The following is a 16689-nucleotide window of genomic DNA, read 5'->3' on the forward strand; positions in this document are numbered from 1 at the left end:
CTGTATTTGCCCACAGGGAGGTATATATGGATAAGAACCTTTTTGAAGAATGTGAAAAATGCATACAAGATGAACCTGCAGCATCTACAGCTTGGTGTCCTGTTCATGTTGATGTGGCATTGCTTAACAGCGAAATAGAAAAGGGCGATTTCAGGAAAGCATATAGAGTTCTGGAGAAGAAAATTCCTTTTGCTGCAATTATTTGCAGCATATGTGATCATCCATGTGAAAAAGTTTGTGTCAGAAATAAAGTAGATCAAGCAATAAATATATCTGAATTAGAAAGAGCAGTTGTTCATTATGGTTATAAACCATTTAAAAAAGGTGTTTTACTACCTAAAAAAAATGGAACAGCAGTTGTTATCGGAGGAGGCATAAGCGGGATTATCACAGCTTTTGAACTTGATAAAAAAGGTTTTCAAGTAACCATATATGAACAATCAGAAAGATTGGGTGGCAGAATTTGGGATTATAAAGGAATACTGCTTGATGAAGATATAATAAATGAAGAATTACAAATTATTAATAAGCTTGGTATAAAAGTCAATTATAATAAAAAAATTACAGAAGATGGATTAGAAGAGCTTATTAAAGAATATGATGCGGTATATCTTGGAACTGGAGAATGGAAAAGAGAGCTGAATATAAACCCCGAAACCTTTCAGGTTTTAAACCTGCCTATATTTGCAGGAGGCAGACTTTATAACAAAAATGATTCTGTAATATATTCAGTGAGTTCAGGCAAAAGAGCTGCTGTTTCAATGGAAAGATATATAAAAAAAATATCTTTAACAGCTTCACGTGATAGAGAAGGTTCTTATGAAACTCCCCTTAAATATAATTTAGATGACGTTAAACCCAATACTAGAATTGAAAAAACTGATAAAATTTACACTGAAGAAGAGGCAATAAAAGAAGCAGGAAGATGTCTTAAATGTCGATGTATTGAATGTTTTAAAGCATGTAGTCACATGCAAAAATTTAATATTACACCTAAAAGTTATGCAAGACAAATTCAAATTAATGAAAATGTAATTATGGGAACGCGTTATGCAAATAAGATGATTAATTCGTGTACAATGTGCGGATTATGTAAAGAGCAGTGTTTTCTTGATATTGGAATGAAGGATTTAATTCATCAAACTAGAGAAAACATGGTTGAAAAGAATAAAATGCCTCCATCTGCGCATGATTTTGCACTCTCAGATATGGAATTCAGTAACAGTAAGAGATTTTTTATGGTGAAATCACCTCCTCCAATAAAAGGTACAAACAAGATAGATTATATTTTTTATCCGGGTTGTCAGCTAGCAGCATCATATCCAGAATATGTGGAAAAATCCTATAAATATTTGATCTCTCAAATTGAAGGTGTTGGTATTATGCTTGGATGCTGTGGTGCTCCTGCAGATTGGGCAGGCAGAAAAGATCTTATGAATGAAAGTATTGAAAGATTTAAAAATATATGGCTTGAGAATGGAAAACCTGTTTTTATCTTTGCTTGTTCCAGCTGCATAGGTATTTTTGAAAAATATCTGCCTGAAATATCTTATATCTCTTTGTGGCAAATATTTGAAAAATATGGCTTACCTAAAAAAGTAAATTCAGAATATAATCATGTTTTAAATATACATGATGCTTGCAGTACAAGATACAATAAAGAAGTTCAGGAAAGCATAAGAAATATTGTTTTGAATCTGGGATATGAAATAGATGAACTGAAATATAGTAAAGCTAAAACCAAATGCTGCGGTTATGGAGGTTTAGTCTATTATGCAAATAAAGAACAAGCAAAAGAATTCGCAGAAGACAGAATAAACGAAAGCAAAGAAGATTTACTAGTATATTGTTCAATGTGCAAGGATATTTTTGTTGATAAGGGAAAGAGGACATTTCATATATTGGATTTGATTTTTGGAGAGGACATGGAAAAGCTTTCTCTTAAGAAAATGCCGAACCTTTCTGAGAGACATTCAAATAGGGCAAGTTTAAAAAATAAGCTTCTTAGAGAATTATGGGAAGAAGAACCTGAAACAGATTTACAAAAAAATGATATGGATCTAGTAATTTCAAAAGAAATATGGAATACCATGGAGGACAGGTTTATTCTATTTGAGGATATAGAAAAGGTTATAAGACATTCCCAGATATCTAAAGAACGCTTCTTTAACAGCTTAGATTCAAGTTACCTAGCTAATTTACGTATTAAAAATGTAACTTACTGGGTTAGATATAAAGAGAAAGAGGACGGTATTTATATAGTAAGTGTTTACAGCCATAGAATGGAAATAGCAAAGGAGTAAAACATGCAGAACGAAAGTAGACATTGTGAGCTTTTTCTCGTAGATCGCGAGATTAAGATTTTTGTGAATAGGGGCGGTAAATATGGAGAATGAGAAAAGGATTGAAGAAATAATATATGGATATCCTGCTGAAAAAAGATTTTCTTTAGCTATTATGCAGGATATACAAAGGGAATTTAATTATATTCCAAGGAATGCAATGGAAACCATTTCAGAATATCTGTTGATACCACTTAGCAAGCTTTATGGCATGGCAACTTTTTATAAAGCGTTAAGTTTAAATCCAAAAGGTAAATATATTATTAAAGTATGTGATGGTACAGCCTGTCATATTAGATCATCTATGGTAATTGTTTCAGAATTAGAAAAAATATTAGGAATAAAAGTTGGAGAAATTACTCCGGATGGATTGTTTTCTATTGAAACTGTTAATTGTGTGGGAGCATGTGCTCTTGCACCCGTTATGGTTATAAATGGTGAATATCATGGAAAATTGACACCTCAAGATATCGCCGGCATTATTAACATGTATAAGGAAGGTGAAGTCAATGAGTGACAGAAAAGTGATGGTTTGCTGCGGAACAGGCTGTCTTGCTAATGGCAGTAAAAAGGTACTTGAAGCTTTTAAGGATGAAATAGAAAAACAGAAGCTGAATATTGAAGTTGTTCCTTATGTTAAATCAACGGGTTGTAACGGGCTTTGCGAAAGAGGACCCATTGTTAAAATTGAGCCTGACGATATTGCTTATTATCATGTTAAAACAGAGGATGTAAAAGAAATTGTATCTAAAACTATTGCAAAGGGAGAGGAAATTCAAAGGTTATTATATTTAGATAGTAAAACAAAAAAAAGAATACGTTCACATAAGGATTCAGATTTCATTAAAAAACAGACTAAAATTGCCCTTAGGAATATTGGTGAAATAGATCCTTGCGATATTAATGACTATTTGAACGCAGATGGATATAAAGCATTAAAAAAAGCTCTTTTTGAAATGTCAAATGAAGATATAATTAATGAAATTAAAGCTTCTGGACTTAGAGGCAGAGGCGGCGGTGGATTCCCTACTGGGGTAAAATGGGAAAGCTGCTATAAAATTGACAGACCCCCTAAATATATTATTTGCAATGGTGATGAGGGTGACCCTGGTGCTTTTATGGATAGAAGCATTATGGAAGGTGATCCGCATACAGTATTAGAAGGAATGATTATAGCATCTATCGCACTTAATTCTCAAAATGGATACATTTATATTCGTGATGAATATGGTTTAGCATTAGAAAATATGCATAGAGCCATAAATCAAGCTAAGGATTTAAATTTTTTAGGAGATAATATTTTAGGAAGCAATCACAGTTTCGACATAGAAATTGTAAGAGGAGGAGGTGCTTTTGTATGTGGAGAATCTTCGGCATTAATGGCATCGATAGAGGGAAAAGCCGGAGAACCTAGGGCTAAATATATAAGGTCAGCTGAATTTGGACTTTGGGGACAGCCAACAGTTTTAAATAATGTTGAAACTTGGGCTAATGTACCTGTTATTATTCAAAAGGGGAGTGAATGGTTTTCAAAAATTGGAAGTCCTAAAAATTCCGGAACAAAAGTATTTTCTCTTGTTGGAAAAGTTAAAAATACAGGTCTGGTTGAAGTTCCTATGGGTATTACATTACAAGAACTTATTTTTGACATTGGTGGAGGTATCGTAGGAGATAAAGAGTTTAAAGCTGTTCAGACAGGAGGACCTTCAGGAGGTTGTATACCTAAAGAATTAATGAATTTAGGTGTTGATTTTGATACGTTGAGTGATGCCGGATCAATGATGGGCTCTGGAGGAATAATTGTTACAGATGAGAGAACTTGTATGGTTGAATTTGCAAGGTATTATGTTGCATTTCTTGCTGAGGAGTCATGCGGAAAATGTGTATCTTGCAGAGAAGGAATACGGCAAATGCTTAAGATACTTACCGATATTTGTGAAGGTAAAGGAAAAGAAAGTGATCTTGATCTTTTAACTGAAATAGCTCATATGGTTGAGCAGGCTTCTCTGTGCGGACTTGGTAAGACAGCACCAAATCCTGTAATGAGTACATTAAAATATTTTAGGGATGAATATTTGGAACACATTATAGATAAAAGATGCAGAGCAGGAGTTTGTAAGGCATTGACAGAATTTTATATTGATAAAGATAAGTGCATTGGCTGTGGTCTATGTAAACGAGGATGCGCTCCTGAAGCAATTGAAGGAAATGCAAAAATGCCTCATATTATTGATCAGGATAAATGTATAAAATGCGGTAACTGCATAGATCTGTGCAAGTTTAAAGCTGTGAAAGTGAGGTGAGGTCATTGGATAATGTAAAAGTAATTATTAACGGAAAAGAGTGCATTGCAGAAAAAGGCGAATTGTTAATGGATATAGCGAGCCGCAATGGAATTTATATTCCACATTTATGTCACCATGAATCACTTAGAGGGCAGGCTACTTGCAGAATTTGCATTGTAGAAGTTATGGAAAATGGAAAAAAGAAGATAGTTACGTCTTGTATTTTCCCTGTAGTGAGAGACATTGTTGTAGAAACTAATACTGAAGATATAATAAATATGAGAAAAACTTTATTCAGCCTTCTTATGGCAGAAGTTCCCGGTAATGAGACAATTAGATCAATGGCTGAAGAATATGGGATAAGAGAAAATTTACGTTTTTATAAGAGTAGGGGAAATGAGTGTATTTTATGCGGTTTATGCGTTAAAGCATGTGAAGAATTAGGATGTAATGCCATCGCCACTGTAAGTAGAGGTACTACAAAAAAAGTGTCAACACCGTATGAAGAACCATCAATAGAGTGTATTGGCTGCGGGTCATGTGCTTCTGTATGTCCGACAGGATGCATTAAAATAGAAGAAGGTTATGGCAAACGTAAAATTTGGAATAGAGAATTTGAAATGATTAAATGTAGCGTTTGCGGTAAGTATTTTATAACAAAAGAAGAATATGATTATATAAACGAAAAATGTGAAGTGCTAGAAGCTCCTGTTTGTAAAAGCTGTAAACAAAATGAGGTTGCAAAAAAAGTATTAGAATCATTAATGATAGAAGAAAAATAAAGTTTGAAAAGAGCATTTCTTTTGATATACTCTACCTTATAGTGGATAGGTTTTTTAAATTGTTTACCATAAGAGAGATATTATAGAGGTGCTTTTTTTAATTTTTTGTATTAATAAAAGCTATAAGATTAAAGTGTGTAAAGTTATGTTGTAAAAGTATTAAAATATAATTTAAAAATAAGAAAACCTGCTATTATAGAATTAGTTTGAATTAAGATGTATAATAAATTTACTTTTTTATAATGAGCTGAAATAAATTTGTTATCCCCCATATTAATGATGAAATAAAAGTTTGACATAATTGAGCTTATAGAATAAACACAAGTCCATTTATAATAAACTGAAATTAAATATTCAGTTAAGGAGGAAAAAATGAATCAGGCAGATATTCAACTACGTCTTTATAGAGCAATTTTGCTAGCAGGAGCAAGTCTGTCCATTATTAGCATTATCGGAAATTATTTTACTCATTTTCCATTTTTAGCAAGTGTGAAATGGATAGTACTTTTTTTTATAACTGTTGTTGCTTTTATACTATCAAACAAAAAATATTCTAACCATATTATGTTTGGTGTATTTATATTCTTAAATTTCATTTTTTTACCTTTTGCATTTATAAATTCAGGGGGAAGTAATAATAATGCTATGGGTTACATTTTTCTTCTTTTAATAGCAATAACTTATCTTTTTAAGGGATGGAGAAGAAATTTTTTGATTATTACACTTATAATTATTTTTATGGTCATGCATGCTTTAGAATACTATTATCCGCAACTAATTCTCATTTATACTGGTTGGAATCAGTTTGTTGACCGCATGCTTCAAATTCCATTACTATTATTTGCAGCTTTTCTTATAATTCTTCAATTTTCTAAAGAATATGAAAGGGTAAATAAAAAGCTTAAAGTTTTTGCAAACTTTGATGAATTAACAGGTCTTTATAATAGAAGGATGTTTAATAAAGCAATGGAAGAAGCTGAAGAGAATAACAATAAATTTATTCATCTTGCTCTTATAGACATTGATAATTTTAAAGAAGTAAACGATAAACACGGACATTATGTTGGGGATGAAGTTTTAAAAAGATTATCATTTCTTCTACAAAATACATTTGAGCTTGATAAACATATTGTAAGTCGTTGGGGAGGAGATGAATTTGCTATTATCTATTATGGAGAAAAGGTTGAGTTGATTCAGAAAATGGAAGAAATCAGAGAGTCTTTTAGAGATTATGTTTCTGCATATGAGAAAGAGACAAAAGGCATAAGTATGAGTATCGTTTCAGTTAGTGATTATGATAAAGTATCGCAATCATTAATAGAGGCAGATCATCTTTTATATAAAGAAAAAGAAAAAAAGACATTAGGAGGTAAAGACCAAAAAAATACTATTGAAAAATAACTAATGTTATTGATTAATTTATACTCTATTTTAATACTATAACTTTAATATGCATTAAAATCATATGGTCTAATGAAGTGATTATAATACCTAAATCATAAATACTATCATTATTAATATTGTTGACATCTATTCACTTATAGTGTAATATTACACTATAAGTGAACGGCAAATTTGATTAAAACTGTTTGCCTTAAAAATTTATACAAAAGGGGTTAATATGAAAATAACATCTTTAATAAAATTTTCAATTTTTGGGATCAGCAGTATAGTATTTAAAAGAAAAAAGCCTATACTTGGTACTATTATTTTAACAGATAAATGTAATTTAACTTGTAAGCATTGTTCTGTTAATAATTTAACTGCAATTATATATCCTTATGAACAGATCAAATCAGAAATGAGATTATTATATAAAAGAGGTATCCGTATATTGTTTTTTTGTGGGGGAGAAACTTTTATGTGGAATGATGGTTCAAAAAACATACGTGATCTAGTTATTGAAGCTAAATCTATGGGATTTTTAATCGTAAATGTAGTGACTAACGGTACTTTTAAAATTGACCTGCCCGAGGCAGATCTTATTTTACTTAGTCTTGATGGTGACAAAGAAAAGCATAACATTATTAGAGGGGATACATATGACATAATAATTAATAATATTAATACTGCCACATCAGGTAATATTTGTTTATATATGGCGATTAATCAAATTAATATAAATACAATTGAAAGTGTATGTAATGTAGCAAAAAATATGAAAAATATAAGAGCGGTATCATTTAATTTTCATACTCCTTATCCGGGTACAGCAGAATTATCTTTAACAGCTTCGGAAAAAGAAAGATGTTGTAAAGTAATTGAGAAAATGATAAAGAGAGGATATCCTATTTTCAATTTAAAAAGTGCTTTTCCTTATTTAATAAATAATACTTTTCCAACTCCATGCCACCAATGTGTTGTTATGGAAAACGGAAAATTATCTATTTGTGGAAGATGCATTGATATTCCAGGTCTATGTAAAAAATGCGGATATTTTTTCGTTGCAGAATATTCACTGATTTTCAGAGGAAATCTTCGTGTAATATTTGAAATGTTTAAGACATATTTACGGTATATATAAACGGCATATATAAATAGTATAAGAAAGGATAGATCCAATTTACATAGTTGGATTATGTATTATAAAATGAGTATAATAACAACCGTTACAAGAATGTGGCTTACAAGATCAACAAAGCCATTTTTATTTGTTAATGATTATGATAACAAATTACAATATGTGAAAACAAATAATTTAGGGCTTTATATACATATTCCATTTTGCAAAACTATTTGTAGTTTTTGTCCCTATTGTAAAGTTGAATACAGAGAAGAGCTTGCTGAAAAATATGTAAATGCTTTAATTAAAGAAATTAACCTTGTTTGCGACTCAAAGGAAAGAAAAGAAATTACAAGCTTATATTTTGGAGGTGGTACACCTGCGCTATTAATAGATAAATTAGATGAAATTATAACTGTAATTAAAAAATATTTTATTATTAGTGAAGGTATAGGAATAGAACTTCATCCAAATAATGTTTCAATAGAAACACTAAAAAAACTAAAACAGTTAGGTATTACAAAGATTAGTATTGGTATACAATCTTTTCAGGATAAATTTTTACATATTCTAGGAAGAGAAAAAACGGATTATTCAAATATGTTTAAAGCTTTGGAAAGAGTATCCTTTGAAACAGTATCAATGGACTTTATATTTGCTTTACCTGGACAGACTTTTGAACTCATAAAAAGAGATATTGATATCGCTTTTCAAAACGGGGCAAATCATATTGCAATTTATCCTTTTATTGATTTTTCATTTACAGAAAGTACTTTAAAAAAAATGAGTAATAAAGAAAAACGAAAACTTCTTGATGATATTACAAATTATTGCGTAGATAAAGGATATATCAGAGATTCTATATGGACATTTGCTAAGAACAGCAATAAAAAATATTCCTCAATGACAAGAGATAATTTTTTGGGATTTGGGTGTTCTGCCACAACTTTACTGGATAAACAATTTAAAATCAATACTTTTTCAATAGAAGATTATATAAAACGTGTAGATAATAGGAAAATACCAACTTCATTGACATTAAGATTTACAAAAAATCAACGAATGATATATTACTTATTTTGGACCGCTTATACAACAAGAGTAAATTTAGCAGAATTTGAAAAGTTTTTTAATATAAAGCTGAAAACCCAATATGGTTTTGAAATATGGCTTATGAAGATTTTAAAACTAATAAAAGAACGTGATGGCTATTTGGAAATGACATTAAAAGGTGCATTTTATTATCATTATTATGAGAATTATTATACACTTGCATATATTGATAAAATGTGGAGCGTTATGCGTAAGGAGGCTTTCCCTAAAGAATTAATATTATAATTCTTTTCGTAATTAAAAATAAGAAATTAAAAAATAAACAAAAATAACGGATGATGAAATAAGCATAAATTAAAAAATCATAAAGGTAATTTTTCTATATCCTTATATATTTCTAAATTTATGGAATAATAGTATAAAAACTATTAAATAAAAAATAATTTTATTTTTAATATAAAATTTAGGAGATTATAATGGATAAAGATGAAAAAGGTTTATCTGCAGGTCATCTTACTATGATGGCATTAGGTACTGTAATAGGAGGCTCTTTTTTTGTTGGATCATCGGTTGGTATTCGTGCGGCAGGTCCCTCTATTGTGATATCATATATTTTAGGTGGTATTTTGGTTTATCTAATACTTCTTGCACTATCAGAGATGACTGTTGCAAATCCTGATTCAGGATCTTTTAGAACTTTTACAGCGCAGTCTTATGGCCCAGGGTCAGGATTTATTGTTGGATGGGTATATTGGACAGGAATGGTATTAGCTATGTCCAGTGAAGCCACGGCTGTATCTATTTTAATAAGTAAATGGATTCCTAATATTTCTATTCCTTTTCTTGGTAGTGTAATTATAATTTGTGTTACTATGCTTAACCTTCTTGGAGCGGATAAGTTAAGTAAGTTAGAAAGTAGTCTCGCTGCGGTAAAATTATTAGCTATAATATCTTTTATAATTATAGCAATTTTGTTAATAGCAGGGTTATTTTTTAAGACATCTCCAATTGGAGCAGGGGCATTAGCAAATGAACCATTTATGCCGGGAGGTATAAAAGGAATCGCAGGCAGTATGCTTATAGTTATGTTTACTTATGCAGGATTTGAAATAATAGGTTTAGCTGCTTCAGAAGCTGACAATCCCAGAGAAACAGTTCCTAAAGCAATTAAATACACTGTTTTAAGTTTGGTAGGATTATATATAATTTCTATTGTATTGATTTTTCCATTAATTTCTACACAGAGCATAAGTCAGGATGTAAGTCCTATTGTAGCAGCTCTTAATAATCAAGGTATCGGATGGGCTAGTATTGCTATTAATTTAGTAATGATTACAGCGATAATTTCCACAATGCTGGCAGCAATGTTTGGAATTGGCAGAATGATGAGATCTCTTGCAGATGAAGGTCTTGCTCCCGTTTTTTTAAAAGATAAAAAAGATGTACCATATCGTGGAATATTGTTTTCCGGTTTTTCTATGATGTTAGGTTTAGGTATAGGAATATTTTTACCTAAGATTTACATTTTTTTGGTAAGCTCTGGTGGATTTGCATTGCTATTTACTTATGCAGTAATTATGGCAACACATATAAAATTTCGTAAAAAAAATGGTTGCCCTCCGGATGGAAAATGCCAAATGTTTGGTTATCCATATACATCTTGGATAGCTCTGATAAGTATAGTGATTATTATTTTCAGTATGCCTTTTATTCCAGGGCAAGTTTCTGGGTTAATAGCAGGAATTGCTATGGTTATCTTATATTTTTTAATTTATATTATTATGAAATATACAAGAAAGAATCAATTGAATTAAATTAAAAATTTTGTATAAAATATTCATGAGGTGATTTAATTGAAATGTAATGTAGGAAAAACAGAACAGATTATTAGGATTATAGTAGGTATAGTAATTATTTTTATAGGTATTTACTATAAAAGCTGGTGGGGGCTAATTGGCATAATACCTATAATAACAGGATTAATAAGATATTGCCCAATTAGTGATATTTTAGGAATTTCAACTTGTCATGTGAAAAAAAATTAGCAATTAAAAAAGACAATAATATTATATAATATTGAGCAAAAAGAACCTAGACTATATTAGGTTCTTTTTGTAAAACTTAAAATTATACTTTTAAAATAAAAGAATTATGGTATAATTTAAAAAAGTAATTTTTATTAAATTTATATTAAAATATTTCTGTTCAGATTATATAAATAAAAAAGTAAGAATCATATAAATGTGATAACTAATAAAATTATTTATAAAATACAGTACAGTTTATAAGAAAGGAAATAAATGATGAATAAAAGGAAAGGATTTACTCTAATAGAATTGATTGTTGTAATTGCAATTTTAGCTATTCTAGCAATTATTGCAATTCCTGTTGTATCTGGATTTGTTAAAAAAGCTGAAGCAACTACCTGTCAAACTAATAGAAATACAATAGAGAGATCGTTTGAATTATATCGTATAGATCATGAAGATTGTACGCTTCAAGATGTGTTAGACGGTAAATGTAAAGATTTTCCTGTGGATATGACGAAAGAATTATGCCCATGTGGAGGCTCATACTCGATTAAAGATGGTGAGATAGTATGTAGTGTACATAATGAGGGAAACAGTGATGAAGAAGATGATAATAATAATGACAATGATGATGGTGATAACAACAATGACTACTATCCTGGCACTGATATAGCTTTAATTGATAATTATTGGCCTGAAGCTGAAGATTATGCAGATAACCCAGATGGAAACAAAGAAGTTTCTCCTCGTGGAATATTTAAATATAAGGATGGCAATTATTATGTTGTTACAAAAAAATATTCATTGTCAAAGGCGCAAGCTAGTACAGGACCTGGAGGAAATTTATATAACTGGTATGGCTCAGAAAAAATTACAGGAAATATAGTTACTTTCCAAGACAATGAAGATAAATATGTAGTCAGAGGTGATATGTGTAAGATTGGCTCAGATTATTATGTCTTTAATGATGGCGGTATAGTTGGACATAACCCGAAAACTCATCCAAGTCAATGGTATAAGTTACCTAAATAACATATATTGAAAATATTATTTATTGAACGAAAAAAGTCTTTGAATTTCAAGGACTTTTTTCATTTTTATATTCAATTCATTAAGATTTGTTTAACAGAGAATTAATTATAATGAGGCTATGATTCCTAATTTATAACAATATTATTATGTTAACTATCATCATTCGTTGGGAATAAGAAAATTTAATGTTAAAGGAGAAGTATATCCATTTGGGTTATCTTCCATATATTTATCAATAGTTATATTATTTAATATAATACCTCCTTCAATATAAAAATTACCTTTTTCATCACTGCTTTTTATTTTATAATTAAGTTGGCTTCTAATACCTAAAGGAATAACTTGAATTGCAAATTCATCTATTGCATCAAATTCCATTTTTAAAGGTGAACCGTTTTTTAATACATTATTGTATATAAAAACTTTAAATATTGGAGAATCTGAATTTGTATTATCAAGGTAGAAGCTGGAATACAATTTATTTCCAATATAGCCGCTGTTATGTGAAGCAGGATTTTCTCTGATTTTTAAAGATTCAGTGGTAGAAGCAGCATTTTGCAGCATACTTTCCAGTGAGCGGGCCTGATTATAAGCAGCAGAAGTTTTGCTTGTTTTTATAAAGGTTTCAGTACCTGAATACCAAGCTAAAGTTGCAGCTCCAAAGATAAGCACAACAAAAATAAGACTTATAATTAACTCCGTTAAAGTAAAACCTTTTTTTGAAATTTTTATTGAGGGCAATATAAATTTTTTTATCATAGGTTAATTACCATCCTTTGTGAGAAAAACAAATTAACTCTGACATTTCTCTTTTGTTTTCAGAGCCATAATATATTCTTGTTGTAATTTTATAGAGATCTGAAGTATCATCAGAAGGTTCTTCAATAGTAAATTGAATATTATCATTGAATTTATTAAAATCATCTTTAGTTGGACAATAAACATATTTATTGTTTTCTCCACGTGAGGATTTGCTAGCTTTGCTTATATCGTTTCCATTTGTAATTTTAGAATTAATATAACACATAATTGCATCGGATGCAGCTTGCACCTCAGCTGCATAAGCGTCCTTAGTGCTGCTTGTTTGTACGATAGTTCTGGAAAAGGTAAGCATATAAATTATAGAAGTTGATATAATGGCTAAAATAATTGTTGCAGCTAATACTTCAATAAGGGTAAAACCTTTTTTATTATTTTTCATTTATAAATTCCTCCCATAGTAACTTTAGGAATATTTATAGAAAAGTAAGGGTCTTTTTTTACTTCTGAGCCTGGAATTATAAATAGAGGATCGATAGGTATTCCTATCATTGCAATACCTTCATAACCTTGATTTGGAACCCCTGAAGGGGCAGTACTTCCATCACCGATTAAATTCTCAATTTTTAAAGAGTTGCTATTAATATTATAAAATCCTGATTTTATTAAAAAGCTTCTTTTTTTCTGCCATTTTTTGCCCTCTACAGTTACTAAAGTATCTTGCGCCCAGTAAACAGTAATTGATTCATTCTTATCAGATTCAAATTCAAAAGACCCGGTTTTTCCATTTCCATTAGCATAAAAATAAATATTAGGACAATCTATTGTTGCGCAAGCTTGATTTTCAATGTTGATGCTATAAGTATTAGGAATATATAAAGTTTCTTTTTTAAAATTAAATATTACATTTTTGCTTTTATCATCATCAATATATATTCTTGATTTGCCACGAGAATCAATTATTGTAGTAATTTTATCCTCCAGAAGATTAAGCCCGGAAGGAAAAAGATAGTATCCTTGTGGGTATATAATATCTCCAATTTGGCTTGCTCTTTCAAAATAAATAGGCACAGCAGAATTTCCGGAAGGAGAGATTACTTTAAAGCTGCCGCTGGGTTTCCATTTTCTTGCTGAATAATCATATTTATATTCTGTCGATAAAGGTTTTCCGTAATAAGTAAGTAAAGCAGTATGGAAAGATAATGATTTATTTGATGGTATAATAAATTTCTTCATTGGTTTATTATTATAATCAGTTACAAAGCGAATTTGTTTTGCTGAATAAGATAAATTTTTATTATCCATTTTTTCGGCATATAGCATAACTAAGTCATTTGGAAAAGTGTTCGTACTACTTTTAAGAGAATATGAATCCCATAAAGATGTTGACGGAGAGACTTTATTTGTCCATCCTTCGTTGTTGCCTGATATAATATTTAAAGATATATTATTTTTTTGGATTACATAAGGATCAAATTTTTGTTTGATTTTTTCAGCTGAAGTTCCTGTTATCTTCATAGAGTCATCTATAAGTTCTTCACTAGGTATTTCCGGATTATAATCATAAGCAATTTCATCAAGTCTCTTAAATTCGAAAAGACAAAGATTAGTATTTCCATTTGAAATCAGAGGTATTTTGTAAATGCCATTCAGCTGTTTTGAACTTAATTCGTTGGAATCCTTTATAAAATGAAATGTAACATTGTCAAAATACGCATAGCAATAGTTTTTTTCAGATGTAGGTGTTAATTTAATGGTAGCATAGTTACCAATAGATGCATCAGTAAAATCAAAATTCATGTTCCCGGACATATATATATAATTTGCAGAAAGCTGTATATCAGTATCATTATTAACATTTATGTTTCCCAAGCTTTTATTTGTAAAATATATTTTATCGGCAGTAATGTGCCCGTTTGAGCCGGATAGTGTTTTGGTAATTACTGCGCAGTGGTAAGGAGTATTTATTTCTCCTTGTATCATATTATCTTTTGATAAATATTGAGTTAGATTTGCAGAAATATTAGAATCAATTAAGAAATCACTAATTTTTGTACCTCCGCCAACAATATTGTTTCCTCCCCCAATGATACCAGCTTTTAAAGGTTCTATATAATATTTTAATTTTATCTTATTATTTTTACCCCAAATAGATGAGCTTTTATTTAAATCAGCAGAAGATATAACATTTACTGTCATATTATAATCATAATTTATTGTTTCTACAGGCTGACCTTCTATTTCTGTGATTGCAGAAGAAGATGTAACTTCATGATTAATTTTACAAGTAATCTGTATCTCTGCATTTTTATTTAATTTATCATCATTATGAAAACCATTTTTGCTACCTGAAGCATAAATGTATTCTATAGCAGGAAGAGAAGTAACATATTCTGGATTAGCAGATATATTTGATTCAATTATTGATTTTTTATTTTCTATTAATACTTTTGAATATTCGATTCCTGATTTTGCATTTAAATAAGATTGTCTTGACTTAATTCCATTGTGAGCAGAATTATTTGTACTTACAGCTAATAGTGTAGCAGAAGATACTAATATAAAAAGAACAGCAGCTATGATTATTACATATATTAATACTGCACCTTTTCTATTATTTAATGTTTTTATATCGTTATTAAAATTCATAATTTTAGTCCTTTATCAAAGTTATATAAAAATTTTTTAATAATAGTTTCTAATGATAAATAAGTTATTTTAAGTTATTTAATGTTCATAATTTTATTTTATATCTATAAAATAAAAAAGTAAATTAAAAATAATTTAATAAAAAGATAAAATATGAAAAAGTATTGACAAAACTAATGTAAGATATATAATAAAATTCTAGTGAAAGATAATAAAAATAATAATTCTATATGTTAGAAAAGGGGGGAATCGAATGAAAAAGAAAAATAAAAAAGGATTTACTTTAATTGAACTTATTGTTGTTATTGCAATCTTAGCGATCTTAGCAATTATAGCAATTCCTGTAGTTAGTGGACTTGTAGATAAAGCAAATGATTCTGCGATGGCAGCTAATGCAAGAACTTTAGAGTTAGCGGCTAAAGCTTATTTGACAGAAGAAGATGATTCTAGTCTTGATTCAGATGATTTAGATAATGCTTTAGATAGGTTTGAATTAAAAGAGACTGATATTACTGATAATGGAAAGTTCTCTTATACTATAAATTCAAAAGGAACAGTAACTCAATCTACTAAGGCTAATACTAATGGAAAAATTTCAGTAAGTAATCAGTAAATAATTAGAATTATTTATACATAAGATAAAAAGTATTATTACTTAAAAAGATAAAAGCCCGAACAATGTTCGGGCTTTTAAAGTTAATAAATAACTTACAATAATAAGTAAAATTTAGAAACATATAGAAACAAATTGAGGTATTAAAATTATGAAAAATAAAAAGGGATTTACATTAATAGAAATTATGTTAGCTGTAGTAATTATTGCAATTTTAGCTGCTATTGCAGTACCATCAATGTCAAGTGTATTAAATAATGCAAATAAATCTACAGATAAAACAAATGCTATTATATATGAAAATGCACTAGAAAATTATGTTTCACAAAAAGTACAGCAAAGAGAATATGTTTATATTGATAAAACAAATTCTAATACCAGCGGAGAAGGAAGTAAATTTGAAGTTGCAAACAGTATTGCAAAAATCCTTGATCAAGGGATTTTAGAGTTTAAATGTAAAACAAAAGGATGGGCTTTTTATTATAATCCTGTTACTTTGCATATAATAGCAATGAAATATACGGGCAATACAGAAGGGGAATTTATTTCGTTTACTTATAAAAACGGAGAGCCTATTGAAGGAGATCCTACTGGTGCCACTTTAAATATAAAAGAATAAATTAAATTGTAATTTATATAGT

At 29.5% G+C, this 16689-nt stretch carries 15 protein-coding genes; 12 read left to right on the forward strand and 3 right to left on the reverse strand.

Annotated elements, in window-relative coordinates; genetic code table 11:
- Window positions 1–26: 26 nt before the first annotated feature.
- The 10 genes from K292_RS0102270 to K292_RS19015 all read left to right on the forward strand — a co-directional run bounded on the left by K292_RS0102270 (window position 27) and on the right by K292_RS19015 (window position 12027).
- Window positions 27–2303, forward strand: a complete 2277-nt coding sequence (locus K292_RS0102270) for a pyridine nucleotide-disulfide oxidoreductase/dicluster-binding protein (RefSeq protein WP_027398481.1) — start codon at window positions 27–29, stop codon at window positions 2301–2303.
- 82 nt (window positions 2304–2385) lie between these two features.
- Window positions 2386–2859 (forward strand): NADH-quinone oxidoreductase subunit NuoE, encoded by a 474-nt coding sequence (nuoE, locus tag K292_RS0102280; RefSeq protein WP_037372225.1) that lies wholly within the window; start codon window positions 2386–2388, stop codon window positions 2857–2859.
- Window positions 2852–4645 carry an NADH-quinone oxidoreductase subunit NuoF gene (locus K292_RS0102285; protein WP_027398483.1) on the forward strand — a complete coding sequence of 598 codons (1794 nt, stop codon included), beginning with the start codon at window positions 2852–2854 and terminating at the stop codon, window positions 4643–4645. The genes nuoE and K292_RS0102285 overlap by 8 nt, the downstream gene beginning before the upstream one ends.
- A gap of 5 nt (window positions 4646–4650) precedes the next feature.
- Complete coding sequence (locus K292_RS0102290) at window positions 4651–5409, forward strand: 2Fe-2S iron-sulfur cluster-binding protein (protein ID WP_037372227.1); 759 nt, start codon at window positions 4651–4653, stop codon at window positions 5407–5409.
- A gap of 372 nt (window positions 5410–5781) precedes the next feature.
- On the forward strand, window positions 5782–6810 hold the full coding sequence (locus K292_RS15630) for a GGDEF domain-containing protein (RefSeq protein WP_037372229.1): 1029 nt from the start codon (window positions 5782–5784) through the stop codon (window positions 6808–6810).
- Between the two features lie 220 nt (window positions 6811–7030).
- Entirely contained in the window at window positions 7031–7933 is a 903-nt protein-coding gene (locus K292_RS0102300) for a radical SAM protein (RefSeq protein ID WP_027398485.1), read from the forward strand.
- A 66-nt stretch (window positions 7934–7999) separates the two neighbouring features.
- Complete coding sequence (locus tag K292_RS0102305) at window positions 8000–9250, forward strand: coproporphyrinogen-III oxidase family protein (RefSeq protein ID WP_027398486.1); 1251 nt, start codon at window positions 8000–8002, stop codon at window positions 9248–9250.
- Window positions 9251–9441: 191 nt separating this feature from the next.
- Entirely contained in the window at window positions 9442–10779 is a 1338-nt protein-coding gene (locus K292_RS15635) for an amino acid permease (RefSeq protein ID WP_037372301.1), read from the forward strand.
- Window positions 10780–10818: 39 nt separating this feature from the next.
- Window positions 10819–11010 (forward strand): YgaP family membrane protein, encoded by a 192-nt coding sequence (locus tag K292_RS0102315; protein ID WP_027398487.1) that lies wholly within the window; start codon window positions 10819–10821, stop codon window positions 11008–11010.
- Window positions 11011–11268: 258 nt separating this feature from the next.
- Window positions 11269–12027: a prepilin-type N-terminal cleavage/methylation domain-containing protein gene (locus K292_RS19015; protein ID WP_245570816.1), complete on the forward strand. Its 759-nt coding sequence runs from the start codon at window positions 11269–11271 to the stop codon at window positions 12025–12027.
- Window positions 12028–12186: 159 nt separating this feature from the next.
- Here K292_RS19015 and K292_RS0102325 read toward each other — a convergent pair whose 3' ends face one another.
- From K292_RS0102325 to K292_RS15645, 3 genes are read right to left on the reverse strand one after another with little or no spacing between them, the layout of a single operon-like run.
- Window positions 12187–12786: a type II secretion system protein gene (locus K292_RS0102325; RefSeq protein WP_027398488.1), complete on the reverse strand. Its 600-nt coding sequence runs from the start codon at window positions 12784–12786 to the stop codon at window positions 12187–12189.
- Window positions 12787–12793: 7 nt separating this feature from the next.
- Entirely contained in the window at window positions 12794–13228 is a 435-nt protein-coding gene (locus tag K292_RS0102330; protein ID WP_027398489.1) for a type II secretion system protein, read from the reverse strand.
- Window positions 13225–15435 (reverse strand): hypothetical protein, encoded by a 2211-nt coding sequence (locus K292_RS15645; RefSeq protein WP_037372232.1) that lies wholly within the window; start codon window positions 15433–15435, stop codon window positions 13225–13227. Before K292_RS15645 ends, K292_RS0102330 begins: the two co-directional genes overlap by 4 nt.
- 253 nt (window positions 15436–15688) lie before the next feature.
- Between K292_RS15645 and K292_RS17645 the strand changes: the two genes are divergently transcribed.
- Window positions 15689–16048, forward strand: a complete 360-nt coding sequence (locus K292_RS17645; protein WP_051280165.1) for a prepilin-type N-terminal cleavage/methylation domain-containing protein — start codon at window positions 15689–15691, stop codon at window positions 16046–16048.
- Between the two features lie 151 nt (window positions 16049–16199).
- Entirely contained in the window at window positions 16200–16667 is a 468-nt protein-coding gene (locus K292_RS19230; RefSeq protein WP_037372238.1) for a prepilin-type N-terminal cleavage/methylation domain-containing protein, read from the forward strand.
- Window positions 16668–16689 lie beyond the last annotated feature (22 nt).

This window comes from Anaerovorax odorimutans DSM 5092 (genome assembly GCF_000426305.1).
In the GTDB taxonomy this organism is placed as follows: Bacteria; Bacillota; Clostridia; order Peptostreptococcales; family Anaerovoracaceae; genus Anaerovorax; species Anaerovorax odorimutans.